Consider the following 23,342-nt stretch of genomic DNA (forward strand, 5'->3'; position numbering starts at 1 on the left):
ATGTTCTGCTGTCGCATGTTCGGAATAGCATTCTGCGATACGGAATGGAGAAAGTTGTGAGGCTTGGCACGGTGCGGGTCGGGGAGGACCGGTTCGCCGCGGTTGAGCGCGAGGGGCGCTGGTACGCGCCGGGGGTCCCGGCGGGCACGCCGCTTGAGGCCGTCCTCGCGGCCGGGGCCGGGGAGGTCGCGCGCCTGGCCGCCTCGGCGACCGAGCCGATCGAGGGCGCCGTCCCCGTGGCGCCGCTGCGCCCCGGCAAGATCGTGGCGATCGGGCTGAACTACCTGGACCACATCCGTGAGGCCGGGATGGACAGGCCCGAGCGCCCGCTGATGTTCGCCAAGTTCCCGTCGAGCGTGATCGGTCCCGGCGAGGAGATCGTCGTCGACGACGAGCTGACGGAACGGGTGGACTGGGAGGTCGAGCTGGCCGCCGTCATCGGCTCCCCGCTCAGGCACGCCGACGAGAAGGAGGCCCTGGCGGGGATCGCGGGATACACCGTGGCCAACGACGTCTCCGCCCGTGACCTGCAGTTCGCCGACGGCCAGTGGACCAGGGGCAAGAACCTCGACACCTTCTGCCCGCTCGGCCCGGTCATCGTGACCCCCGACGAGATCGACGACCCCCAGGCGCTGGCGCTCAGGACCGTCGTCAACGGGGAGACCGTCCAGGACTCGACCACAGCCGAGATGCTCTTCGGCGTCGCCGAACTGCTGGCGTACTGCTCGCGCGCCTTCACCCTCGAACCCGGCGACGTGGTGCTGACCGGCACCCCGTGGGGATGCGGCGAGTTCATGACCCCCCGCCGCTCGCTCAGGCCGGGAGACGTCGTCGAGGTGAGCGTCGAGGGCATCGGCACCCTGCGCAACCCCGTCGTCGGCCGCCGATGACCCTCCCCCCGCAAAACCCCCAAATTTCCCGAAAAATCCCCCATACAGGAGTTTCCGTGAGACAGGCACATTCGACCCCCGGCGGCCCACGGTGAAGGCCCTGGTGTTCACCGGCCCCGGCACCGTCGAGATGCGCGAGGTGCCCGAGCCGGAGCCGGGTCCCGGCGACGTGCTGGTGCACGTGGTCACCTCCGGCATCTGCGGCAGCGAGCTGCACGGCGTCAGGACACCGGGCTTCCGGGTGCCGCCGCTGGTGATGGGCCACGAGTTCGCGGGCCGTACCGACGAGGGACGGCCCGTCATCGTCAACCCGATCCTGTCGTGCGGGGAGTGTGACGTGTGCGCGCTGGGCCTGCGCAACGTGTGCAGGAAGCGGCGGATCGTCGGCGTGCACACCCCGGGAGGGTTCGCCGAGCGCGTCGCCGTACCGGAAAGCGCACTGGTCGCGCTGCCCGAGGGGCTCGACTGGACGGCGGCCGGGGTCGTGGAGCCGGTGGCCAACGCCGTACACGCCTGGGCACTGGCCGGGACCCCGAGGGGGGCGCGGGTCGGGGTCATCGGCGCGGGCGCGATCGGACTGGCCTGCCTGCAGGTGGCCGTGTCCGGGGGAGCGGGCCGGGTGGAGATCGCCGACCGCTCCGACAGCCGCAGGGCGGTGGCGGCCGGGCTCGGGGCGGACGCGGCCGTCGCCGAGCTGACCGGGGAGTACGACGTGATCTTCGACGCGGTCGGCGCGGCGGCCACCCACGAGCAGTCGCTCGCCCGGCTGCGTCCCGGTGGGATCGCGGTGTGGCTGGGGCTCGCCGACCCGGTCTCCGGGTTCGACGCCGCCGACCTCGTGCGCGGGGAGAAGCGGGTGACCGGCTCCTTCGCCTACCGCGACGCTGACTTCGCCGAGGCGGTCGAGCTGGTCGGGGGCTGGGACCTGAGCTGGGTCTCGACCTTCCCGCTCGCCGAGGGCGCCGAGGTCTTCACCGCGCTGATGAACGGCCGCGCGACCCCCGTCAAGGCCCTGCTGGCTCCCTGAACCCCGGGGAAACCTCTGAGCCCTGTGGCGCCCCCGTCGAAACCCCACCGAAGCCCCCTGAATCGAGGTACCCCATGGCCCGGATCGTCCTGGTGGGCGCCGGAAGCATCACCTTCGCCAAGAACCTGCTCTCCGACATCCTGACCTTCCCCGAACTCGCCGAATCGACGGTCGTGCTGCACGACATCGACGCCGAGCGGCTCGCGACGGCCGAGGCCATGGCCACCTGGATGGTCGGGGAGCTCGGGATCGGCGCCAGGGTCGAGGCCCACCTCGACCGCCGCGCCGCGCTCGACGGCGCCGACCACGTCATCAATGAGATCGCCGTCGGGGGCATGGCCGCCGTGCGCCGCGACTTCGACATCCCCGCCCGGTACGGCGTGCGCCAGACGATCGCCGACACCCTCGGGATCGGCGGCGTCTTCCGCGCGCTGCGCACGATCCCGGTGATGGTGGGTCTGGGCAACGACCTGGCGGAGTTGGCGCCGGACGCGACGCTGTTCACCTACACCAACCCGATGTCGATGATCCCGTGGGCGGTCTACGCGGGCACGCCGTTCCGCAACGTGGTCGGCGTCTGCCACGCCGCCCGCGACACCCAGCGGACCCTGGCCAGGATGGTCGGCGTGCCCGAGGAGGAGGTCTCCTTCCTCACGGCCGGGGTCAACCACCAGGCGTTCGTGCTGCGCTTCGAACGGGACGGGGAAAATCTCTACCGTCGTCTGGACCGGCTCATCGAGGCTGATCCGGAGCTGCGCCGCAGGGTCCGCGTGGAGATTTACCGAAATTTCGGTTATTTCCCTACGGAGTCGAGTGAGCACGGCGCGGAGTACCTCCCCTGGTTCCTCTCCAGGCCCGACCAGATCGAGCACTACCGCATCCCGGTGGGCGTCTACCTCGACTGGCTGGCCGACGGCTTCACCGAGTACGAGGAGCAGAGGCGCTCCCTCGACGCGGGCCGGGGCGTGACCATCCAGCGCGGTGAGGAACTGGCCTCGCTGGCCATCCACTCCATCGAGACCGGGACCCCCAGGCTCATCCACGGCAACGTCCGCAACGGCGGCCTCATCTCCAACCTCCCCGAGGACGCCTGCGTCGAGGTCCCCTGCCACGTCGACCGCTCGGGGGTGAGACCGACCAGGATCGGTGAGCTGCCCGCCCAACTCGCCGCGCTCAACCGGGTCACGCTCAACGTCAGCGAACTGACCGTGCGGGCCGCCCTCGAAGGCCGCCGTGACCACGTCTACCAGGCGGCCCTGCTCGACCCGAACACCGCCGCCAGCCTGCCGGTCTCCCGGATCCGCGAGCTGGTTGACGAGCTGATCGCCGCCCACGGCGACCTGCTGCCCGAGGGCGTCAGGGACCGGCCGTGAGCACGCCCGACATCCCGCTGTCGCGTTACCGCCCGATCTCCCGGCTCAGGGTCCCGGTCACCCACGTCGAGCGGGCCAAAACGCCCGTCGTTGACGCGCACGTCCACCTCGGCCGCTGGCTCACCGACGACGGTGGCTGGATGGTCGGGGACGTGCCCGCGCTGCTGGACACGATGGACGCGCTCAACGTGCGCGGCATGGTCAACCTCGACGGCCGATGGGGCAGGGAGCTGGCCGAGAACATCGAGCGCTACGACGCCGCCCACCCCGGCAGGTTCGCCACCTTCTGCCACGTCGACTGGTCGCAGGCCGCCGAACCCGGCTTCGGTGAACGGCTGGCCGCCCAGCTGCGCGCCTCGGTCGCCGAGGGCGCGGCCGGCCTGAAGGTCTGGAAGGACCTCGGCCTGCACGTACGCGACCACCGCGGTGAGCTGCTCATGCTCGACGACGTACGGCTCGGCCCCCTGTGGGCCGCCGCGGGCGAGCTGGGCATCCCCATCGCCCTGCACACCGCCGACCCCGTCGCCTTCTTCGAGCCGGTCGACGAACGCAACGAGCGCCTCGAACAGCTGACCGCCCGCCCCGACTGGGCGTTCTCGGGCCCTGAGTTCCCGCCGTTCGAGCGGCTGATGGAGGCCATGGAGGCGATGGTCGCCGACCACCCGGCGACGACCGTGATCGGGGTGCACGCCGGATGCTGGCCGGAGAACCTCGGCTGGGTCGGGCGCATGCTCGACGAGCACCTCAACTTCCACATCGACATCGCCGCCCGCGTCGCCGAGCTGGGCAGGGCCCCGCGGGCGGCCCGCGCGCTGATCACGAGCCACCCCGACCGGGTGCTGTTCGGCACCGACGAGATCCCACCGGACCCGGAGGTCTACCGCATCCACTTCCGCTTCATGGAGACCGCGGACGAGGCCTTCGCCCACTCCCTGGAGGACCCGCCGCCGATGGGCCGCTGGACGATCTCCGGCCTCGACCTGCCCGACGACGTCCTCACCGGGGTCTACGCGGGCAACGCGCTCAGGCTCGTACCGAGACTCGACCCCCGCCCGGAGGTGGTCACCGTGACACGGGACTGAGGGACCGGCCGTCCCCCCGCAGCGGAGGGACGGCCGACAACAGGATCACCGACAGGGCGTGTACGGCAGGTCGTTCAGGTCATAGTCCTTCGACTTCTTGATGGCGTTGAAGTCGAACGTCGTGGAGTTCGCCTTCGGGCAGAAGGTGTTCGGCGCCGTGAGGTACTCCACCTGGAAGACCGGTTTGCCCGCCGTGACGAAGGGCTTGAGCTCGCCGCACTCGTCGTGCTGGAAGCACTCCTCGTTGATCGCGAAGTCGAAGTCCGCGACCAGGTCGGCGATCTGGCTCAGGTCGTTCTTGAGCCCGACGGCCAGGCCGTACCGGTGGGCGATGTCCGCCAGGGCCCGGTTGTAGGTGAGCTGGGTCGCGGGGCTGATGTTCCAGCCGGTGACCGAGGCTCCCTCCTCGTGCGCGTGCACGACGTCGAACTCAACTCCGTCGAACCCGGCGCTCGCGCACTTGGCGACGCGCGCCTCCATCATCTGCAGCAGGAAGTCACGTTGTCCCTTGTCGTTGTTGATGTTCGCCCAGCGCTCGTTCGGGAACGTGGTGCTGAACGGCTTGCCGAGCAGGGACTTGCCGTGGCTGTTGTGCCAGTCGAGGAACTGCTGGTAGTCAGGACGGAAGTCCTCGATGGACCCGGCGTCGACGTAGCAGATCGCCTTGGCGCCGCGGGCGTGGACGGCCTTGACGGCCTCGGTGTTCAGGGTCGTGTTGTTCCCCACGTTGGTGTAGAGGTCGATGTCGTACACGTCGGGCCGCACGCAGGCGCCACCGGTCTGCGGCACCGAGCAGATGCCGACGTTGACGCCACCGGTCGCGGGGTAGGCCGAGTTGGCCTCCAGCTGGTACTGCCAGCGGCTGCGGAGCGCGGGGCGCCAGATGTCACCCTTGGGCGCGGCCGTGGGGCTGGCCGTGGGGCTCGGGACGGGCTTGGCCGTGGGGCTCTTCGTGGGCTTCGGCTTGGGCCTGTAGCGCCTGTGCCCGTCGTCGGGCTTCGCGGTGGGCGTGACGGTGGGCTTGACGGTGGGCGTGACCGCCGTGACGGCCCCCGTGGCTGCCACGCCGGTCCCGGTGGTGGAGGTGGCGCCCGCGGCGAGGGCCGAGGCGACGATCGTGGTCGCGGCGACACCCACCAGGACACCCAGGCGGAGCGGGGTCCGCCTCGGAGGGGAGAACTTGCTCAAGACGTTCACTCTCTTTCCGTATAACAGAATGGAGTTCCGTGATCAAGGAAAGCGAGTAAGAGGGAGGGATGTCAACCCTGGAAGAGGCGCCAGAAGGGTCTCTGGCGTCGTGGAACGTGACAGATCGTCAACGATCTTTGATCCCGGAGCCTGGTTCTCAAGTTATTCCGTATAACGGAATGCTGGTCCGTATAACGGACGGTCGCTATACTCACCGCACGCAGCGGTTAACGCCGCCGTGCTCTGTGGAAGGAAAAATCCCATGGCACGCATCGTGTTCGTCGGCGCGGGCAGCGTCGAGTTCACCAAGAACGTCCTCTCTGACATCCTGACATTTCCGGAACTGGGGGATTCCACCCTGGTCCTGCACGACATCAATGCCGAAAGGCTGGCCACCGCCGAGGCCATGGCCGGTTGGATGGTCGCCAAGCTCGGTCTGGGCGCCAAGGTCGAGGCCCACCTCGACCGCCGGGCCGCCGTGGACGGCGCCGACTACGTCATCAACGAGATCGCGGTCGGTGGACACGCCGCCACGCGCGTGGACTTCGAGATCCCGCGCCGGTACGGCCTGCGCCAGACGATCGCCGACACCCTCGGGATCGGCGGCATCTTCCGCGCGCTGCGCACGATCCCCGTGATGGTCGGCCTGGGTCACGACCTGGCCGAACTGGCTCCGCAGGCGCTGCTGCTCAACTACACCAACCCGATGGCGATGATCCCCAGGGCCGTCTACCAGGGCACGCCGTTCAAGAACGTCTTCGGGCTGTGTCACTCGGTGCGCGACACCCAGGCCCGCCTCGCCTCGCTCGTGGGCGTGCCCGAGGAGGAGGTCTCCTATGTCACGGCGGGGGCCAACCACCAGGCGTTCGTGCTGAGGTTCGAGCACCGGGGCCGCGACCTCTACCCCGTGCTGGACGAGGTCATCGAGCGCGACCCCGAGCTGCGCCGGACCGTCCGGGTGGAGATGTACCGCCGTTTCGGATATTTCCCGACCGAGTCCAGTGAGCACGGTTCCGAGTATCTCCCCTGGTTCCTGCACCACGACGACCAGGTCGAGCACTTCCGCATCCCCGTGGAGATCTACCTGCGCTGGTCGGAGGAGAACCTCGACACCTACGAGGAGACCAGAAGACGCCTGGCCGCGGGCGAGGGCGTCGAGATCGAACCCGCGATGGAGCTGGCCTCCGAGGTCATCCACTCCATCGAGACGGGCACCCGCAGGGTCGTGCACGGCAACGTGCGCAACAACGGCCTGATCTCCAACCTGCCCAAGGACGCCTGCGTCGAGGTGCCCTGCCTGGTCGACAGGTCCGGGATGCGGCCGACCGCGATCGGCGAGATGCCCGCCCAGCTCGCCGCGCTGAACACGACCTTCCTCAACGTGGGCGACCTGACCGTGCGGGCGGCCCTCGAAGGCCGCCGCGACCACGTCTACCACGCGGCCATGCTCGACCCGAACGCCTCGGCCACGCTCACCCTCAAGCAGATCCACGACCTCGTGGACGAGATGATCGCGGCCCACGGCGACCTGCTTCCCGAGGGGGTCCGATGAGAAGGGTCCTCACCGCGGCCACCTCCCTGGCCGCCGTCGTCGCGCTGACCGCCACCGGCTGCTCCGCCTCGGGCGAGAAGGCGTCGGGACCCGCGGAGATCGTCATCTGGCACGGCCAGGAGGACACCTCGGCCAAGGCGATCGAGAAGCTGGTCACCCGGTTCAACGACACGCACAAGGACGTCAGGGTCCGGGTCGAGTCGGGCGGCGCGACCGCGGACGGCATGCTTCCCAAGATCACTGCCGCGCTCACCTCGGACGCCTACCCCGACATCGCCTACCTGTACGGCTCGTGGGCGCCCAACGTCGCCCGCAACCCCAAGGTGGCCGACCTGACCGCCTACACCAAGACCCAGGAAGCCAGGTGGCAGGACTTCTGGGCCAACGAGCGCGAGGCGGTCACCGTGCAGGGCAAGGTCATCGGCTTCCCCGCCGTGGTGGACAACATGGTCGTCCTCTACAACAAGAAACTGCTGGACAAGGCCGGGATCGAGCCCCCCAAGCCCGACTGGACGTGGGCCGACTTCCGGGAGATGTCCAGGAAGATGACCGCCCCCGGCGACGGCGTTTTCGGCGCCACCTGGCCGATCAGCGGCGGCGAGGAGGCCGTGTGGGGCCTGTGGCCGATGCTCTGGCAGGCGGGCGGCGACATCCTCTCGCCCGACCAGAAGAAGGCCACCTTCAACTCCCCGGCGGGACAGCAGTCCCTCGACCTGCTGCGGGCCATGGCGGTCGAGGACAAGTCCCTCTACCTGGACTCAAGCCCGGCCGAGAAGGGTCAGAAGCTCTTCGAGTCGGGACGGCTCGGCTTCTTCATGTCCGGTCCCTGGGTGCTTCCCGACCTCCAGGCGGCCAAGGTCGACTACGGCGTCGTGCGGCTGCCCGGGACCAACGGCAACCACGAGACGGTCTCCGGACCGGACAACTGGGTCGTGTTCAACCACGACGAACGCCGGGTCAAGGCCGCGACCACCTTCCTGAGCTGGCTGACCGCGCCGGAGCAGGAGCTCGAATGGATGACGGCCACCGGATCACTGCCGATCCGTGAGTCGATCACCAAGCTGCCCGGCTACCAGGACTATCTGAAGAAGTACCCGGGAGTCGACGTGATCTCGGCCAACCTCGCCAACGCCAAGCGGGTCAGGCCGCCGACGACGAAGTACCCACGGGTCTCCTCCTTCGTGGCCGACGCCATCGCCAAGACCCTGCTCGGCAGGACGACCGCCAAGGAAGCCCTGGACGAGGCCGCCACCAAGGCGGACGCGGCGCTGGCCGTACCGGGATCATGAGCAACGTGCAGGCGCTCAGCCGGACGGAGACCGCGGCCCCGAAGCGGAGACCCGACCGCAGGAAGCCGGCCGACAACGTCACGGGATGGTCGTTCGCGGGTCCGGCGACGGTGGTCATCCTGGGGTTCTCGCTGATCCCCATGGCGTGGGCGCTCATGCTCTCCTTCACCGACTCCGACCTGATGACGCCGGGGCGCAACGTCGGGCTCGACAACTACCGGGCGCTGTTCCAAGACCCGGTGTTCTACCAGGCGCTCAGGAACACCGGGCTGCTGGTCGTGCTCTACATCCCGGCCTCGCTGATCGCCGGCCTGCTGGTCGCGGTGCTGCTGAACAGGAAGGTGCGCGGCATCGGGTTCTACCGGGCCTGCTTCCTGGTGCCCTACATCGCCTCGGCCACCTCGGCCGGTCTGCTCATGGGCTACATCTTCGACCGTGACTTCGGGCTGATGAACGGCCTGTTCGTCAAGCTCGGGCTCCCGGTCCAGGGCCTGCTGAGCAGCCCGTCCCAGGCGATGTTCGTGCTGACGCTGATCTTCTTCTGGACCCGCTTCGGGTTCTCCGTGGTGATCTACCTGGCCGCGATCCAGGAGATCAGCAAGGAGGTCCTCGAAGCGGCGGCCATCGACGGCGCGAGCAGGTGGGCCACGTTCTGGCACATCATCGTGCCCTCGGTACGGTCCATGACGATCTTCCTCGGGGTCTGGGGACTGATCGACGCGCTGCAGTTCTTCGACCTGATCGTGACCACCACCAAGGGCGGTCCCGCCAACTCCACGGTGACGATCGTCTACTACGTCTGGCAGCTCGCCTTCAGCTTCTTCACCGCCGGGTACGGCGCGGCCGTCGCCTACGTGCTGTTCGCCGGGACCCTGCTGCTGATCGTCGCGGGCCTGCTGGTCGCGCGCAGGAGAGGGGCCATGCGATGAGGCGTCGTCTGCCCAGCGGGTGGCATCTGGTGCTCGTGCCGATGTCCGCGGTGACCGTGCTGCCGTTCGTCTGGATGGTGCTCAGCTCGTTCATGACCCAGGGCGAGCTGAACCGCTTCCCGCCCTCGGTCTGGCCGGAGGCCCTCGACCTGGGTGGATACCGTACGGTCCTGGGGGGTTCCGACTTCCCGCGCTGGTTCCTCAACAGCGTGCTCGTCTCGGGCGCGATCGTGGTCGCCCAGCTTGCGCTGTGCAGCATGGCGGGCTATGCCTTCGCGAGGATGCGGTTCATCGGCTCCAGGATCACCCTGGTCCTGGTGATCGCCACGGCGCTGATCCCCTTCCAGCTCACGGTGATCCCGACGTTCCTGATCTTCAACAAGGTCGGGCTGACCGACACGCTGGGCGCGCTCATCGTGCCGCAGCTCAGTTCGGCGGTCGGCATCTACCTGATGACCGCGTTCTTCCAGTCCTTCCCCAAGGAACTGGAGGAGGCGGCCAGGATCGACGGATGCTCGCGGTTCGCGGTGTTCTTCAGGGTCGTGCTGCCGGTGGCCAAGCCCGCCCTCGCCGCGCTGGCCGTCATCACCTTCATCACGGCCTGGAACGACCTGTTCTGGCCGCTGGTGGCGATCAGCTCCGAGGCGAACTACACGGTCCAGGTCGGGCTGACCACCTTCCAGGGCCAGCACAAGGCCGACTGGCCGGCCGTCATGGCGGGCACCGTACTCACCACGCTCCCCGTTCTGGCCGTCTTCCTCTTCGGCCAGCGCCGCTTCGTCCAGGCGCTGACCGGCGCGGTGAAGGGCTGACCCCCTTCACCGGACCCCCGGTGGGACGGCGGGGGCCGTCCCACCGGGGCCCACCTGACGCGCGTCCCCGCGTCCGAAGGCGCCCTGCCCCGAGTGGAAGAGCCCGTTCACCCGTTCTCCCGGTAGGGGTTGGCGGGCAGGCCGGTGAAGGAGGTCGTGCACCGGAACAGCTCGCCACCCGTCCTCCCGTCCCAGGCGCTGGTCACATACAGCACGTCCAGGTCCGGGCCGCCGAACGCGCAACTCGTCACGTTGGTCGCGGGGATCTCCACGGTCAGGTCGAGGCTCCCGTCAGGACGCAGCCGCAGTACGGCCCCGCCGCCCCACAGCGCGACCCACACGTGCCCGGCCGCGTCGACGGTGAGACCGTCGGGCATCCCCCTGGAGATCACCGCGAACACCCTGCGGTTCGCCATGCCTCCGTCGGCCGGGTCGTAGTCGAAGACGTCGACCCGGCCGGTGAGCGTGTCCACGTAGTACATCAGCCGTTCGTCCGGGCTCCAGGCCACGCCGTTGGAGATCGAGACGTCGGCGACCACGCGCTCACAACGCCGTCCCGGCCCGAGCCGGTAGAGCGCCCCGGCGCCCGGGGTGTCGTCCTCGGACATGGTGCCCGCGAAGAACCGCCCCGCCCGGTCGCAGGCGCCGTCGTTCATCCGGTTCCCCGGTCGTTCGCCCGCCGTGACCGGCGCGACCACCTCCAGCCCCTCTTCCGCGAGTACGGCGAAGCCGTCCCTGACGGCCAGGGCCAGCCCGCCCTCCACCCTGGGAACCGCGGCCCCGACCGGCATGCCCACGTCGATCACACCGTGTGAGCCGTCCGCCGGATCGAGGCGGTGCACCTGCCCTGCGGGAATGTCCACCCACAGCAGGGTCTGGGTGTGCCCGTCCCAGTGCGGCCCCTCGCCCAGTGACGCGCGGGGCCCGGGGACGACCTGCGGTTCGGAGACCGGGGTGAGGTTCATGAGGCGTTCCTATTCCATATAGCAGAACGGTATTCCAAATAGATCTCAGCAGACCACCACGGTGAACGACCTGTCAAGAGTCAGAGATGCTCGGCCACGGCCCGCCGCAGGAAGTCGCCGCACTCTTCCATCCGGGCCTGTGACATGCGGTCCTTGAGGGCCGTCACGCTCACCGCGGCGACGGGGGCCGACTTGCCCATGAAGACCGGAGCCGACACGCACCGCACCCCGGGCTCGTTCTCCTCAAGGTCGAGCGCGTAACCGCGCTCCCTGATCTGGGCCAGGTTGGTGGCCAGCCGCGCCGGGCTGGTGATCGTGTTGCGGGTCCGCGAGGCGAGCGGGCCGTACCGCTCGGCCCACGCCTTGATCGCCTCGTCGGCGGGGTACGTCCAGGCCAGCAGGGCCTTGCCCACCCCCGTGCAGTGCGCGAGGTTGCGCCCGCCGATCACCGAGGTCATCGTGATCGAGCGCACGGCCTCGACCTTGTCGAGGTAGACCACCTCGGCCCCGTCGAGCATGGCCATGTGCACGGTCTCGGTGAACTCCTCGCTCAGCCGCGTCAGCAGCGGACGCACGAGAGTGCGCAGGTCCATGGTCTCGTAGAACCTGAAGGCCGTGGCCAGCATCTCGGTGCCCAGGTAGTAGGGGCCACTCGGCTCGGGCTGCGCGGCGAACCCGCGATGCTTCAGCGCGCTGAGCAGGCGGTGCAACGAACTCTTCGGCAACCCGAGCCGGGTGGACAACTCGTCGAGGGTCGCCCCTCTGCTGTGCCTGCCGATCTCCTGCAGGATCAGCAGGGCGCGATCGACGCTTCCCACCGGTGACTGGACCTCACCCATGATTCTCCTCGCCTATTCCGAATAATGGAATGCTATAGCGTTATACGGAATTATCACCAGTCAACGACCGAGAGTCGAGGGAAGGCCCACCGGAACCGGTGAACAGGGCGCCGAACACGGTCCGCGAAGCCTACCCTCAGTCTGTCGCTCTGAGAGACCACCCCGTTACCCTCTCCACCCGGGTACGGCGCGCACGCGGCCTTCGGACCGGCAGGCGCCGGGTCCGCACAGAGGTGAACGACCCATGCGCCACCGAACGATCACGGGTGTGAACCCTCAAGGGTGATGAACGATCCAGGTCGTGGGGATCGACGTGAAGGACAGCTGGAAGTCGCGAACCCTTGAGGGTGATGAGCGATCCGGGTCGTCACGATCGAGATCAAGGACAGTCGGAAGTCACGAACCCTTGAAGGGTGATGAGCGATCCGCGTCATCGCGATCGAGATCAAGGACAGCTGGAAGTCACGAACCCTTGAAGGGTGATGAGTGGCACGCCGGGCCGTCGGTCGTACGTTCGGAAGCCCGGAGCGGCCCTCTCCCGGCGGAGCCGGAGCAGGTGGGGGACAGCGTAACTCACGATGAGGGGGCGGGCGAGGCTGGCGGGGGGCCGGATCACACGGCGAAGGAGAGCGAGAACGCGGTGGTGTCGCAACATGTCACGGGGTGGATGCGGTGGCCGGGGTTGACGATCTCAAGGGTCGTGCCGAGAACGTTCATCATGCGCTCCTCCCGGTCACCGCGTTGCGCGCCTTTCGGGGCGATGAGAAAGCGTGGCCTTACGGCTCGCGTTGTGAACCCTTCAGGGCGGTGAGGGGCGCGGCTGGATAAAGCATCGGACTTCTCATCCTCTGGTGCGAGCGGGGAGTCCCCGCCCGCACCGCGACGGGTCCTTTACTGCGGCGGGTTCTCCTCCGCGTCTCGTAGTGCCTGCCCGGAGGCGCCCTTGAGTCTGCCGACCCAGGCGTCGAGCCTCCGTTTGAGCGTGGGGTCGGCGCCGCCGTAGGAGTTGTCGAGCTGGTGGGGATCGGCCGACAGGTCGTACAGCTCGTGTTCGCCGGTGTCGTAGGCGACGTAGTTCAACGCCGCGTTCACGCCGAGCGTGTTGGGTTTGGCCCGCAGGCCGACGTAGACGGGGGCGCCGCCGGAGGCGAGCGCCTGCGCGTCACCGGGATCCTGGGGTTCCAGCAGGTCGTTCAGGGTGTTGGTGTTCAGGGTGCTGGGCCCGGCGTGCTCGTTGAGGAACGCCAGGCGCCACGGCGACGGCGTGGTGCCGCGCAGGAACGGCACGAGTGAGCGGCCGTCGACGAAGGAGGGAGCGGTCGCTCCGGCCAGTTCGGCGAAGGTCGGCGCGAGGTCGACGTTGAGGGTGAAGGCGTTGACGACCGCCCCGGCGGGGACGCCGGGTCCGCGGATGACCAGCGGAACGTTGAGATCCTCCTCGAAGGCGGTGTTCTTGCCGGAGTTCAGGCGGTGCTGACCCTGGTGGAAGCCGTTGTCCGAGGTGAAGACGATGTAGGTGTTGTCGAGCACGCCCTGCGCCCGCAGGGTGTCGATCGTGTCCTGGACGAGGTCGGTGACCGCGCGCAGGGATTCTCTGCGCTTTTCGTAGAAGGCGTCGATGTTGCTGATCTGGGCGGCGGTGAGCTTGGGCTTGTTGCGGATCCAGGCCGGCTTGTCGCTGACGTCGTCCTCGTTGAAGGACGGAGTGCGCGGCGCCTTCGCATTGGGGTAGATGCCGTCGTAGCGCGGCGGCGGCGTCGCCGGTCCGTGCGGGATGTAGGGGGCGACGTAGGTGAAGAAAGGCTTGTCCGGGTAGTTGGTTGTGGTGTTCCTGATGAACGTGGTCAGTTTGCGGGAGATCACGTCGACGCCGTAGTCCGAAGACGCGCCGCCGAAATGGACGGTCGTGCCGTTGTCGTTGACGTCGTAGTCGTACTCCGAATACGGGCTTCCACCGTTGGGGCTGAACCAGCGCGTCCATCCGGGCGGAATGTAGGTGTTGCTCGGCGCTCCGTTGGGGTACCCGTTGAGGTATTTACCGAAGAATCCGGTACGGTATCCGGCGCTCTGCAGCCAGGTGGCGACGGTCGAGTTCTCCAGTCCTTTGTTGTGGAAGGACTGGAATCCGCCACCGGAGGCGGCGTCGTTGGTGTAGATGCCCGTGTTGTGCGCGAACTGCCCGCGCAGCGTGGACACCCGCGACGGGCAGCACAGCGACAGTTCCACGAACTGCTTGTTGAACGTCGTTCCCTGGCTGGTCAGGAGCGTCTGGAGCCCGGCGTCCTTGCCGAAGACGTCCTCGTTGAGGTCGTCGGTGAGGATGAAGACGATGTTGGGCCGGGTCGTCGTCGCCGACGCCGGTGCACTGTCGAGTTTCACACCCGCGTAGGCGATGACCGCGGACGCGACGAGCAGGACCCCCAGGAGTTTCGATCGGCGACGATGTGGATTGAGGACGTTCATACCGCACCCTTTCTCGGAATACCTGTTCCATCGTTTGGCGTCGATGAATGCGTGCCGAGGCATTCCAGCCTCGAACAGGGTGGAGTTAATCCAGGGGTGACAGCGGTTGCGGGCACGGGAATTCGCACCCGAAAAGGAGGCCGGAGAATCAGTGGGAGAGAACCGGGCGACACATGGCGCTGCTCACACGCGCCAAGTCGATGTGACGCCGCACAGTGGCGTGGAAGCCGTGTCCACTCCAGGCGGTCGATGTCATGACCACATCGAATCCGAAATATCCCTACCGGTCAAGTGGGTAATTGTGTGAACTCGCCACTGAACCGGCGTCGCGTGCGGCGTTCGTTCTGTTCACGACCTCGCGTAGCCGTTTGTCGGCGGCATACCTGTTTCGTCGGAACATGCCGCTCCGGGCCTCGTGGTCGAGAGCGGGAAAAAGGCTTCGCGATGCGAGGGCACCGGATGGCAGGGTGCGACGCATGGCACCCCAGTACCAGGTTCGCGCGGACTACGACGCTGACACGATCGTGGTCTACCAGGCGTACGCGCCCGCCATAGCCGACGCGGCGCTGCGGGCGGGCCGCTTCGTCGCGCCGTTCTCGTTCCACAGGATGACCTGGATCAAGCCCTCGTTCCTGTGGCTCATGCACCGCAGCAACTGGGCCCGCAAACCCGGTCAGGAGCGTGTCCTCGCGGTGCGGATGACCCGGCGGGGCTGGGAGGAGGCGCTGTCCCAGGCCGTGCTCACGACCGCGGATCCGGCAGCCGTGGCGCGGGCGGCCGTACATGTCCAGTGGGACCCGGAACGCTCGTCACGCGGAGCGGCGCTGAACCACTACAGCATCCAGGTCGGCGTCGGCCGCGATCTGATCCGCACGTTCACCGACGACTGGACCGTCGGCCTCACCGACCTCACCCCCCAGGTCCGCAAGGCCGCGGCACTGACACAGACCGGGCACGCCGCCAAAGCCCAGCGGCTGTTTCCCGCGGAGCGGGTGTATCCATTGCCGCGGACCCTGGAAAGCCGCCTTTCCCCAGGCAGATGACGTTTGGTGCGGTGCCGCCGGGCGTACGCTGTCCGGATGATCAACCCGATCGAGCTCGTCATATTCGACTGCGACGGTGTGCTCATCGACAGCGAACGCCTGGCCGTACGCCTCCACGTCACCGTGGGCGCCGAGCTGGGCTGGCCGCTGACCGAGGCCGAGGTGATCGAGAAGTTCATCGGCCGGTCGATCGTCTCCAACGGAGAGCGGATCGCCGCCCGATTGGGCCCGAGCCAGGCCGCACTCTGGCTGGAGAGGTTCGAGCGGCTCCATCACGCGGCCGTCGCCGCCGAACTCACCCCGGTCGACGGCATCCTCGACGTCCTCGACACCCTCACGCTCCCCAGCTGCGTCGCCTCCGGCAGCAGCCATGACACGATGCGCCGCACCCTGGGCCACACCGGGATCCACCGGTACTTCGAAGGCCGCGTCTTCAGCGCCGCCGAGGTGGCACACGGCAAACCGGCCCCCGACCTGTTCCTGCACGCCGCCAGGCGGATGGGCGTCCACCCGTCGGCCTGCGTCGTCGTCGAGGACAGCAGATACGGGATCCAGGCGGCCCGCGCAGCCGGCATGCGCGCCCTCGGATACACCGGTGGCCTCACGCCCGCGCGATGGCTCGAAGGGCCGAACACCTCGGTCTTCGACGACATGCGCGAACTCCCCCGACTCCTCGCCGAAGCCTGACCGCCCACGACCTCGCCACGCCCCCATCAGAGGCCATGGGGTTCCTGTTCCGCGTGGTGCAGGCCGCGCGGGCGGCGGTGAGCAGTGCCGTACCGATCCCCGTGCGGCGTGCCGACTCCGCGACGTACAGCATGCCGACGAAGCCCTGCTCGAAGAAGGTGTACTCCAGGGCGCAGTAGCCCACCGGCGTGCCCCCGAGCTCCGCCACGAGGGCCGAGCCGTCACGGCACCACCGCGTTATGCTCTCGGCCCGCGCACGGTCGTCGTGGGCCACCAGGTCGAAGGCGACGAGCGCCTCGACGTCGGTCGGGGTGCCGGGACGCACGGTCACGTTCATGGGACTCCTTGACAGGTCGATCGCCAGGCGCTTGATCACATCCCATCACCGAATCGAGTCCCCACCGCCCGGGCTGGGACGCTCCAGGTCACGGGCCGGGCGGGGCGGGCCGTCGTTACGGTAGCCAGGTCTCGTGGAGGTGCAACCAGGTGGTGCCCTGGAAGACCACCGTGGACTGCCGGGTCCGATCCGGCTGGACCTCCTGGTAGGTGGCCACGACGAAGGCGCCTTCGGAGGCGACGATCCGTACGTTGCGGATCTCGATGGTCACCCCCGGCGCGCTGCCGTGGAGCGCCTCGACCTCGGTGAGGACCTGGTCGCGGGAGAGCGTCGGGCCGTCGGGGGTGCTGAGCGTGAAGCCGGGGCCGTGGGCGTCGGCGAAGGTGGCGAACTCCTCCCGCGCGAGGGCGCCGGTCAGCCAGCGTTCGATGACCTCGTGGTGGCGGACGATCTCCGCCTCGACGCCGTTCACCGGGTCGCCCACGGCCGGGCGGCGATCCAGGCGCGTAGCGGCGTCAGCCGCAGGCCCAGCAGGTCGGCCACCGTGGGGTCGGCCGCGAACAGGTCGCGGTCGGTGGCGGCCCAGCGGTAGGTGTCGGCCACCGCGGCGGCCGTCGGCGCGCCCAGCGCCGTCGCCAGGCCCGACTCGAACTCGGCCGGATCCTGCGCGGCGTAGCGGGCGCCGAAGGCGGCCGCCAGTTCGTCGCCGGTCACCACGTCGGCCCCGCCGAGCCTCAGCACGGCGCCCTCCAGACCGTCACGGACGAGCGCGGCGTGCGTGGCGGCGCCCAGGTCGTCGTGCGAGAGCCAGGCCACCGGCAGGTCGGCGGGCAGCGGGTAGCGCAGCACGCCCTCGGCCGCCAGCGGACCCGTCACCCACGGCGCGGCCAGGTTGTCCAGGTAGAGGGGAGGGCACAGCACCACGACCGGCAGACCTGCCGACCGCAGCGTCCGTACCGCCCACCGGCGTGTCTCGAAGGCGGCCACCCGCGTGGTGGCCTCGGGCAGCCGGTTGGCGGTGTTGAACACCAGCCGCCGCACCCCGGCCGCCAGCGCGGCGTCGCGCACATGGTGGACGTAGGCGGCGACCGTGTCCGGCTCGAAGACCATGGGCAGCGTCACCGAGGCGTACGTCACCCCGGCGAAGGCCGCCTTCACCGCCTCGGCGTCGCCGAGGTCGCCGACGACCGGCTCCACTCCGTGCGGCACCCGGCCGCTCCTGGTCAGGCCGCGCACCGTGTGTCCCTCGGCGACGAGCCGCCGCGCGACCGTGCCGCCCTGGGCGCCTGATGCGCCGATCACAAGAAAGGTCATGCCGGAAAGTCTCGACCGAATCCGCGATACGCTCGATTAAGTGAAATATCGGGTTATTTAAGGATCGTCCGGTGGATGATGACCTGCTGAGCGCCCTGCTGGCCCCGCTGCGGCTGGAGGGGGTCTTCCACAGCCGCTGGCAGGCGGGGTCACCCTGGGGCATCGCGGGCGAGGCCGAGGACTGTGCGCTGCTGCACTACGTGCAGGAGGGAACCTGTGCCGTCGAACTGCCCGGCGCCGAGCCCGTCCTGCTGCACGCCGGAGACCTGGCCGTCTTCCCGCACGGCAACGCCCACCGGCTGGGCGACCGGCCGGGGCGCCCCGCCGTACCGCTCTCCACGCTGCTCCCCGAACGGCCACCGGGCGGCGTGACCACCGTCGAACTCGGCGGGCCCGGCGAGCGGACCGTCCTGATCTGCGGCGGGCTCCACTACGACCGGTCCGCCATCTCGCCGATCTACCGGGCGCTGCCGTCCGTCCTGGTGCTCGACAAGGCCACACTGGACGGTCACGGGCTGCTCGGCGGCACCCTCGGACGGCTGGCGGGCGAGTGGGACCTGGCCGAACCCGGCGCGGCGCTGGTCGCCCTGCGCGCCTTCGAGCTGGTCTTCGTGCTGGCGTTGCGGGCCGCGGTGGGGGAGTTGGCCGAGGGGTCGCCGGTCCTGCGGGCGCTGCGTCACCCCGCGATCGGGATGGCTCTGCACGCCGTACAGACGAGGTTCGCCGAACCCTGGACGGTGGAGTCACTGGCAGCCCAGGCCGGGATGTCGCGCTCGGCGTTCGCGGCGACCTTCCGCGAACTGGTCGGCGAGGCGCCGATCCGGCACCTGACCGCCCGCCGCATGCAGGAGGCCGCCCGCCTGCTGAGCGAGACCACACTCGCCCACAGCCGGATCAGCGAACGCGTCGGCTACCACTCGACGGTCGGCTTCCACCTGGCCTTCCGCCAGTGGTACGGCACCACCCCCGGCGACTACCGCCGCCGCTGGGCCCCCGGCTTTCAAGAAGACTGAACAGCGGCTCCTTCACCCACTGGCGCCCCCCCAACGGCCAGGAACTCCCACGGCCTTGGTCGTCACTCGGTCGTCAGGGGGTACGGCGACGCGGCGCCGAACCTTGGTGGCCTTGGGGATGGCTTCGACCCCTTCAGGGTGATGAGGAATCCCTGCAATCACGGGTACAGCCATGTCGCCGTCTACACGTTGCGAACCCTTCAGGGTGATGAGAAACAGACCCTCGACCGGGGCTCACTGTCCTGGATCGAGTTGCGAACCCTTCAGGGTGATGAGGAACCTGACCTTCAGGAGCCCCCGTGAACGCCAACCAGATCGCGTTGCGAACCCTTCAGGGTGATGAGGAACCCGAGGGTAAAGTCCCAGGTCGGGTGGGGTCGTGGAGGGGCAGGAAGGACTGTTTCTGCAGCAGTCCGGCGGTAGTGCAGATATGCAGGTCAGAGCGTTGACCATCTTTAGGGTACGGCCTCGGGACGTGGGGCTCTGTCCATGATGGCGGGCTCGTGGGTGAGAAGTCGAATGTTCCGAGTTTTGCGTCGTCTATGAAGGCATTCCATTCGGAGGCGATGAAGGTCAGGGCTGGGTTGGAGGGGTCTTTGCCGCCCTGGACATCTTCAGTTGTCCGGGCTCTCTGCTTTCCTCGGGCGGTGGGATGTGGTGAGGATGTGTTCATGGGCCAGGCAGAGATGAGCCGTCTCAGTCCCGGGGAAGCTCGGGAGCAGTTCGATGAGATTCAGCAGGTCTACGCTGTAGCGTTCCCGAATTACGACCTGGGCGACCATCGGCGGCGGACTCTTCGGCAGATCGAGTCGGCGGGGTTCGAGGCGGTGACGGTGCGGGAGAACGGGGTGTTGGTCGGCTTCGCCTACGGCCTGCCGCTCTCCGCGCGTTCGACGTGGTGGAACGGGCTCCGGCCGCTCCAACCTGACGGTTTCGCCGTCGAGACCGGGCGGCGGACGTTCGCGGTGATCGACTTGGCGGTGTTGCCGTCCCATCGTGGCCGGGGGCTTGGCAGGCGTCTCATGGATGAGCTTCTCAGGTCGCGTCCCGAGGAACGGGCGACGTTGGCCACCGTTCCTGACAATCGCGAGACGCAGCGTATGTATGAACGTTGGGGGTGGAGCCTGGTAGGCCGGGTTCCGGGAGTCGAGGGCGAAACCTCGGACGCGTTCGACCTTTACGTGATCGCTTTGCGGCCTGAGGCACCGACCAACTCCCGATAGTCGGCTACCGCGTGTGTACGCCATTCAGCCGTGGGCACCGCTTCAAGAACCCCGTGGGCCAATCGCGTCACCATGATGGTTCGTTGCTCGGCCGGATAGGCCTGATAGACAGCCTGAGCGTGTCGGATTCCCTCGGTCACATCGCCGGAGCGCGCGTATCCCGCAGCCTGAAGAAGAGCTAGTTGAGCACGAAAACGAGGGTTGGGGTCAGATGGGTCCAGCGCCTCGTGCGTGTGGCTCACGGCTTCGTCGAGCCGCCCCCGATTACCGAGATACGAATGCACCCATGCTTGGGTGTAATTCAGCCTCTCGACTCCCCAGCTTTCGATGGTTCGACCTTGGCGGGTGTTTGTGACCGAATCAGGCAGGCGTTCGAATATCTCGCCGCAGCGGCGGATTTCGGCCGCCGCTTCGGCGGACCTGCCGAGGGTCGCCAGCACCTGCGCGCGTGCGGCCGAGATCCCGGTGACTCCCCGATAGGCGGAGTCGCCGTGTTCGTTGAGCGCGGCGTCAGCGTGACGCAGGAGAACCGGTGCGGGGCGCTGGTCGTAAAGTCCGTGGATCAGTTGCTCCGCTTTGATCCATGAGCTCAGGTCGGGGTCTCCGGATAGCTCCGCAGCGTTCAAGGCGGTTGCCCACCACTGTCGGGCCTGCCGGGACTGCTCAAGGTTGCACAACGTCTTCGCCATGAGCAGCGACAGGCCGCCGGTCACCCGGCACCATGAGCGGAACATCCGGCTGTGTTCTCCCGCACGGGACATGGCCTGCTTGACCGCGACGAGATCGGCTGCCAGCTCACCGAGCATCTGCTGTGGAGGGGTCAGCCGATAGCCGTAACCGTGCTCGGAGACGGTCTCCTCCCACATCTCCACATCGAGACGCTCGTCGCGCCCCAGCGACAGGCCGACGCTGTCCCGGATCGTCTGGAGCGAGTCGAAGACCGGCGGCGAGGCGACGCCGAGCGCCGCCAGTGCTTGCAGGAGCCTGCGTCGTTCCATCTCACCATCCTCATGTGACGCCCTTTTCTTGGAGAATAGGACGTCTTCGTGGAGATTGAAGACCTGGGCATAGACGGCTGCCCAGTCGCGGGGGTAATGCTTACCTTTCTCCCAGTCACGGATCGATCGGGCCAGGGAGTTGACCGTCGAAGGGTCGTGCCCGGCCTTGGTGATCAGGCGGCGGGCCATCTCACTTTTGTTCCACCGGCGCTTTTCACGCTCGGACTGCAAGCGTGATGCCCATGCCGGACGTTCTGGCAGAGATGTCCCCATATCACCCGCCCATCGGAGAAAGGGCGGGGAGAAAGTCTCCGCCCATGTCTCCGCCATTTTCCGTTACGGACGGTGCTTTCGCTGGGGTTCACTGTCAAAGCCCTGAAACGACAGCGGCCCCGGACGCGGTGATAACAGCACCGGCCGGGGCCTTGATCAGGAAGGTATCTCCTGACGTGAGCAAGAGTAGTGCTCCGGGCTCCAGCCCGGACACGTCGATCCGGGACGGCTGTGGCTGCTTCGCCGGTGCCGTGCCCCTGCCGATGGGGTGTGCTCGGTGTGGGCATGCCCCCTATGCCCACGGCTGCCCACAGCAGGACGGGCACGAGTACGTGCAGCCGTCCGGACTGTTGATGAACGCCCGCCTCCAGGCCCGCCGCGAGCACGGCCCGCAGCTCCTTCCCGCGCCTCGGCCTCCGGTGGAGGTCGCTCCCGCCGAGGTGATTCCGTTGGTGCCTGCTCAGCGGCGTCCCGAGCCCGATCCTGAGCCGGAGGCGCCCGCGATGGTCCCGGCCGCGAGCGCTGTACCGGATGGTCCTGTGGGGGTGGCTGGGTCAGATCTGGTGCTGGGGCCTGGTCAGGGTTGTCCTGTTCCCGGGCCGGAGGCGCCCGCGATGGTCCCGGCCGCGAAGGCCGTACCGGACGGTTCTGCGGAGCCGGTTCCTGTGGACGGCCCGGTCATGGTTCCGGAGTCCACGCCTGTCGCGCCGGTACGGCCTGCCCAGGCTCCGGTGTCCAGGCGGGTTCGGCGTCCGTTCCTCACGGTTCCTCGGCCGGGGATCATCTGGACGAGGGTCCGTCCGCCCGGCCACTACGGTGTACGGCCCGCGAGCGGCGGGCCGCCTCGACGCGGAGACCGATGTCACGTTCCCCGTGCTCAGGCGGTCTGTCGGCCTGGTGCTCGTGGTCCTCGGTCTTCGGCTGTGCCGTACGGCGCGCGGCTTCTTTCTTGTCCCGCAGGGCAGGCCCGTCTGGCGATCACCCGTGCCAGGCATGCCTCTGGTCGGATCGTGGAGGTCCAGATCATGCACGACACCCCCGGCCGTCCGGTGATCCCGGGTTGGCGGTTGATCATCAGTGACGCGGGCCGGTTCTGGGCCTTCCGCAACCACCTCTTTCCCCGCATCGCCGTACGGGCCGGGGCGCAGTCGGCAGTGGACGCCGACACCTTTGAGGAGGTCCAGGCCGTCATCGCCGAGCAGGAGAAGACCGCCCGCGACGCCGTTGCGGGGGTGACCTCGTGACCGGACGACACCGCGACGGCCAGCCGTACGCCCCGGTGTACCGGCGGGTGTGGGACGGCCCGGCACGCGCCGAAGCCGAGCGGATCGACCAGGCCTGGGTGGACTGGACGGTGCTCTACAGCCTGGGACGACGCTCCTTCTACGCCGTGGCCGCCTGGGACGGCCCCCGGCCGGTGATCGTCGAGGACCCCACGGCTGACGGGTTGGAGGAGCGGATGCGGGAGGCGGAGATGATCCGGGCCATCCGGCTCACGGCTCCCGTGCCGAAGCCTTCCCCGGCGCCGGTTCGCAGGAGGGCTTCCCGCAGGCGGGGAGGGCCCTCCGGAGGGGCGGTCGTCGAGGAGTTCGGTGGGACGCGAACCGAGGTGATCACCAAGGAGCCCAGTGGGGAGCGGGGTTCGTCGGGTGGGGGAACGGCGCTCGTCGGGGGACGGCCTTCGTCAGGTGAGGGAATGATGTCCGGTGAGAGACGGTCTTCGCCGGGTGGGGAAACGGTTTCCGCCGGGGATCGGCGTTCGCTGGGCGGGAGGGCGGCATGACGCTTCCGGCCTGGACGGCCCGTCAAATTTCTGAGTTTTCTGATCGAACCTGTGCCTCCCTGCAGACGGCTCATCCCGGATGGCTGGTCTTCCACAGCTCGACGACCGGGTTGTGGAGCGCCTACCGGAGCGCCCTGTTCGGCAGGCCGTACGCCGGGGAGGTGCTCCTGGTGCGGGCCGGGTCGGCCGAGGAGTTGGACCGTAAGTTGGCCGCTCAGGTGGTTCCGGTGGTGCCGCCGAGCATTCAGGCCGTTGCCGTCGC

Annotated in this window: 24 protein-coding genes; 15 read left to right on the top strand and 9 right to left on the bottom strand. The window is 68.5% G+C overall.

The features are described from left to right. Positions 1–56 precede the first annotated feature (56 nt). The 4 genes from ABZ463_RS35225 to ABZ463_RS35240 all read left to right on the top strand — a co-directional run bounded on the left by ABZ463_RS35225 (position 57) and on the right by ABZ463_RS35240 (position 4,372). Positions 57–890 carry a fumarylacetoacetate hydrolase family protein gene (locus ABZ463_RS35225; protein WP_362783082.1) on the top strand — a complete coding sequence of 278 codons (834 nt, stop codon included), beginning with the start codon at positions 57–59 and terminating at the stop codon, positions 888–890. A gap of 91 nt (positions 891–981) precedes the next feature. Next, positions 982–1,917: an alcohol dehydrogenase catalytic domain-containing protein gene (locus ABZ463_RS35230; protein ID WP_362783084.1), complete on the top strand. Its 936-nt coding sequence runs from the start codon at positions 982–984 to the stop codon at positions 1,915–1,917. Positions 1,918–1,991: 74 nt separating this feature from the next. Further along, positions 1,992–3,290: an alpha-galactosidase gene (melA, locus tag ABZ463_RS35235; RefSeq protein WP_362783087.1), complete on the top strand. Its 1,299-nt coding sequence runs from the start codon at positions 1,992–1,994 to the stop codon at positions 3,288–3,290. Next, positions 3,287–4,372, top strand: a complete 1,086-nt coding sequence (locus ABZ463_RS35240) for an amidohydrolase family protein (RefSeq protein ID WP_362783090.1) — start codon at positions 3,287–3,289, stop codon at positions 4,370–4,372. The genes melA and ABZ463_RS35240 overlap by 4 nt, the downstream gene beginning before the upstream one ends. Positions 4,373–4,417: 45 nt before the next feature. On the opposite strand, the gene ABZ463_RS35245 is transcribed toward ABZ463_RS35240, so the two are convergent. Further along, on the bottom strand, positions 4,418–5,560 hold the full coding sequence (locus ABZ463_RS35245) for an endo alpha-1,4 polygalactosaminidase (protein ID WP_362783093.1): 1,143 nt from the start codon (positions 5,558–5,560) through the stop codon (positions 4,418–4,420). A 262-nt stretch (positions 5,561–5,822) separates the two neighbouring features. On the opposite strand from ABZ463_RS35245, the gene ABZ463_RS35250 reads away from it, so the two are divergent. The 4 genes from ABZ463_RS35250 to ABZ463_RS35265 are packed head-to-tail and all read left to right on the top strand — an operon-like array spanning position 5,823 to position 10,142. Then, positions 5,823–7,112, top strand: a complete 1,290-nt coding sequence (locus ABZ463_RS35250; RefSeq protein WP_362783096.1) for an alpha-glucosidase/alpha-galactosidase — start codon at positions 5,823–5,825, stop codon at positions 7,110–7,112. After that, the gene (locus ABZ463_RS35255) at positions 7,109–8,401 is read left to right on the top strand and encodes an ABC transporter substrate-binding protein (RefSeq protein ID WP_362783099.1); all 1,293 of its coding nucleotides are present in this window, start codon (positions 7,109–7,111) and stop codon (positions 8,399–8,401) included. The genes ABZ463_RS35250 and ABZ463_RS35255 overlap by 4 nt, the downstream gene beginning before the upstream one ends. Then, positions 8,398–9,330 (top strand): sugar ABC transporter permease, encoded by a 933-nt coding sequence (locus ABZ463_RS35260; protein WP_362783102.1) that lies wholly within the window; start codon positions 8,398–8,400, stop codon positions 9,328–9,330. Before ABZ463_RS35255 ends, ABZ463_RS35260 begins: the two co-directional genes overlap by 4 nt. Continuing rightward, entirely contained in the window at positions 9,327–10,142 is an 816-nt protein-coding gene (locus ABZ463_RS35265; protein WP_362783105.1) for a carbohydrate ABC transporter permease, read from the top strand. The genes ABZ463_RS35260 and ABZ463_RS35265 overlap by 4 nt, the downstream gene beginning before the upstream one ends. A 107-nt stretch (positions 10,143–10,249) precedes the next feature. Here ABZ463_RS35265 and ABZ463_RS35270 read toward each other — a convergent pair whose 3' ends face one another. From ABZ463_RS35270 to ABZ463_RS35285, 4 genes are all read right to left on the bottom strand, one after another. Further along, entirely contained in the window at positions 10,250–11,107 is an 858-nt protein-coding gene (locus tag ABZ463_RS35270) for an SMP-30/gluconolactonase/LRE family protein (RefSeq protein WP_362783108.1), read from the bottom strand. A gap of 80 nt (positions 11,108–11,187) precedes the next feature. After that, positions 11,188–11,946, bottom strand: coding sequence for an IclR family transcriptional regulator (locus tag ABZ463_RS35275; protein ID WP_362783111.1), 759 nt, complete (start codon positions 11,944–11,946; stop codon positions 11,188–11,190). An 891-nt stretch (positions 11,947–12,837) separates the two neighbouring features. Next, entirely contained in the window at positions 12,838–14,409 is a 1,572-nt protein-coding gene (locus ABZ463_RS35280) for a sulfatase (RefSeq protein ID WP_362783114.1), read from the bottom strand. Between the two features lie 148 nt (positions 14,410–14,557). After that, positions 14,558–14,665: a putative leader peptide gene (locus ABZ463_RS35285; RefSeq protein ID WP_352015862.1), complete on the bottom strand. Its 108-nt coding sequence runs from the start codon at positions 14,663–14,665 to the stop codon at positions 14,558–14,560. Between the two features lie 220 nt (positions 14,666–14,885). Here ABZ463_RS35285 and ABZ463_RS35290 point away from each other — a divergent pair, with 220 nt between their 5' ends. Next, positions 14,886–15,452 carry a DUF4291 domain-containing protein gene (locus ABZ463_RS35290; RefSeq protein WP_362783117.1) on the top strand — a complete coding sequence of 189 codons (567 nt, stop codon included), beginning with the start codon at positions 14,886–14,888 and terminating at the stop codon, positions 15,450–15,452. 36 nt (positions 15,453–15,488) lie between these two features. After that, positions 15,489–16,139 (top strand): HAD family hydrolase, encoded by a 651-nt coding sequence (locus tag ABZ463_RS35295; RefSeq protein ID WP_362783119.1) that lies wholly within the window; start codon positions 15,489–15,491, stop codon positions 16,137–16,139. Here the strand turns inward: ABZ463_RS35295 and ABZ463_RS35300 are convergent. The 3 genes from ABZ463_RS35300 to ABZ463_RS35310 all read right to left on the bottom strand — a co-directional run bounded on the left by ABZ463_RS35300 (position 16,054) and on the right by ABZ463_RS35310 (position 17,790). Continuing rightward, the gene (locus ABZ463_RS35300; protein WP_362783121.1) at positions 16,054–16,476 is read right to left on the bottom strand and encodes a GNAT family N-acetyltransferase; all 423 of its coding nucleotides are present in this window, start codon (positions 16,474–16,476) and stop codon (positions 16,054–16,056) included. The genes ABZ463_RS35295 and ABZ463_RS35300 overlap by 86 nt on opposite strands. A 115-nt stretch (positions 16,477–16,591) precedes the next feature. After that, the gene (locus tag ABZ463_RS35305; protein ID WP_362783123.1) at positions 16,592–16,960 is read right to left on the bottom strand and encodes a DUF4440 domain-containing protein; all 369 of its coding nucleotides are present in this window, start codon (positions 16,958–16,960) and stop codon (positions 16,592–16,594) included. Beyond that, on the bottom strand, positions 16,945–17,790 hold the full coding sequence (locus ABZ463_RS35310) for an NmrA family NAD(P)-binding protein (protein ID WP_362783126.1): 846 nt from the start codon (positions 17,788–17,790) through the stop codon (positions 16,945–16,947). The genes ABZ463_RS35305 and ABZ463_RS35310 overlap by 16 nt, the downstream gene beginning before the upstream one ends. 71 nt (positions 17,791–17,861) lie before the next feature. Between ABZ463_RS35310 and ABZ463_RS35315 the strand changes: the two genes are divergently transcribed. Both ABZ463_RS35315 and ABZ463_RS35320 read left to right on the top strand, forming a co-directional pair. Continuing rightward, entirely contained in the window at positions 17,862–18,803 is a 942-nt protein-coding gene (locus tag ABZ463_RS35315; protein ID WP_362783129.1) for an AraC family transcriptional regulator, read from the top strand. Positions 18,804–19,474: 671 nt separating this feature from the next. Beyond that, on the top strand, positions 19,475–20,026 hold the full coding sequence (locus ABZ463_RS35320) for a GNAT family N-acetyltransferase (protein ID WP_352015868.1): 552 nt from the start codon (positions 19,475–19,477) through the stop codon (positions 20,024–20,026). On the opposite strand, the gene ABZ463_RS35325 is transcribed toward ABZ463_RS35320, so the two are convergent. Beyond that, positions 19,981–21,255, bottom strand: coding sequence for a hypothetical protein (locus ABZ463_RS35325; protein ID WP_352015869.1), 1,275 nt, complete (start codon positions 21,253–21,255; stop codon positions 19,981–19,983). The two genes, ABZ463_RS35320 and ABZ463_RS35325, sit on opposite strands and share 46 nt — an antisense overlap. Before the next feature lie 1,052 nt (positions 21,256–22,307). Here ABZ463_RS35325 and ABZ463_RS35330 point away from each other — a divergent pair. The 3 genes from ABZ463_RS35330 to ABZ463_RS35340 all read left to right on the top strand — a co-directional run. Beyond that, positions 22,308–22,541 carry a hypothetical protein gene (locus ABZ463_RS35330; RefSeq protein ID WP_362783133.1) on the top strand — a complete coding sequence of 78 codons (234 nt, stop codon included), beginning with the start codon at positions 22,308–22,310 and terminating at the stop codon, positions 22,539–22,541. Next, a complete protein-coding gene (locus ABZ463_RS35335) occupies positions 22,538–23,080 on the top strand; it encodes a hypothetical protein (RefSeq protein ID WP_362783136.1) in 543 nt (180 codons plus the stop codon). The genes ABZ463_RS35330 and ABZ463_RS35335 overlap by 4 nt, the downstream gene beginning before the upstream one ends. Beyond that, the coding region (locus ABZ463_RS35340) for a hypothetical protein (protein ID WP_362783139.1) at positions 23,077–23,342 on the top strand (266 nt) is incomplete at its 3' end. The genes ABZ463_RS35335 and ABZ463_RS35340, both read left to right, overlap by 4 nt.

Origin of the sequence: Streptosporangium sp. NPDC020145, from assembly GCF_040631275.1 — a bacterium.
GTDB lineage: Bacteria > Actinomycetota > Actinomycetes > Streptosporangiales > Streptosporangiaceae > Streptosporangium.

What these genes read in the sequence shown, in the direction of transcription:
- melA (WP_362783087.1), top strand. Translation starts at nt 1,992, where the DNA reads ATGGCCCGGATCGTCCTGGTGGGCGCCGGAAGCATCACCTTCGCCAAG.
- ABZ463_RS35270 (WP_362783108.1), bottom strand. Translation starts at nt 11,107, where the DNA reads ATGAACCTCACCCCGGTCTCCGAACCGCAGGTCGTCCCCGGGCCCCGC.
- ABZ463_RS35310 (WP_362783126.1), bottom strand. Translation starts at nt 17,790, where the DNA reads ATGACCTTTCTTGTGATCGGCGCATCAGGCGCCCAGGGCGGCACGGTC.
- ABZ463_RS35290 (WP_362783117.1), top strand. Translation starts at nt 14,886, where the DNA reads ATGGCACCCCAGTACCAGGTTCGCGCGGACTACGACGCTGACACGATC.
- ABZ463_RS35320 (WP_352015868.1), top strand. Translation starts at nt 19,475, where the DNA reads ATGGGCCAGGCAGAGATGAGCCGTCTCAGTCCCGGGGAAGCTCGGGAG.
- ABZ463_RS35265 (WP_362783105.1), top strand. Translation starts at nt 9,327, where the DNA reads ATGAGGCGTCGTCTGCCCAGCGGGTGGCATCTGGTGCTCGTGCCGATG.
- ABZ463_RS35250 (WP_362783096.1), top strand. Translation starts at nt 5,823, where the DNA reads ATGGCACGCATCGTGTTCGTCGGCGCGGGCAGCGTCGAGTTCACCAAG.
- ABZ463_RS35255 (WP_362783099.1), top strand. Translation starts at nt 7,109, where the DNA reads ATGAGAAGGGTCCTCACCGCGGCCACCTCCCTGGCCGCCGTCGTCGCG.
- ABZ463_RS35295 (WP_362783119.1), top strand. Translation starts at nt 15,489, where the DNA reads ATGATCAACCCGATCGAGCTCGTCATATTCGACTGCGACGGTGTGCTC.
- ABZ463_RS35280 (WP_362783114.1), bottom strand. Translation starts at nt 14,409, where the DNA reads ATGAACGTCCTCAATCCACATCGTCGCCGATCGAAACTCCTGGGGGTC.
- ABZ463_RS35260 (WP_362783102.1), top strand. Translation starts at nt 8,398, where the DNA reads ATGAGCAACGTGCAGGCGCTCAGCCGGACGGAGACCGCGGCCCCGAAG.
- ABZ463_RS35300 (WP_362783121.1), bottom strand. Translation starts at nt 16,476, where the DNA reads ATGAACGTGACCGTGCGTCCCGGCACCCCGACCGACGTCGAGGCGCTC.
- ABZ463_RS35285 (WP_352015862.1), bottom strand. Translation starts at nt 14,665, where the DNA reads ATGACATCGACCGCCTGGAGTGGACACGGCTTCCACGCCACTGTGCGG.
- ABZ463_RS35275 (WP_362783111.1), bottom strand. Translation starts at nt 11,946, where the DNA reads ATGGGTGAGGTCCAGTCACCGGTGGGAAGCGTCGATCGCGCCCTGCTG.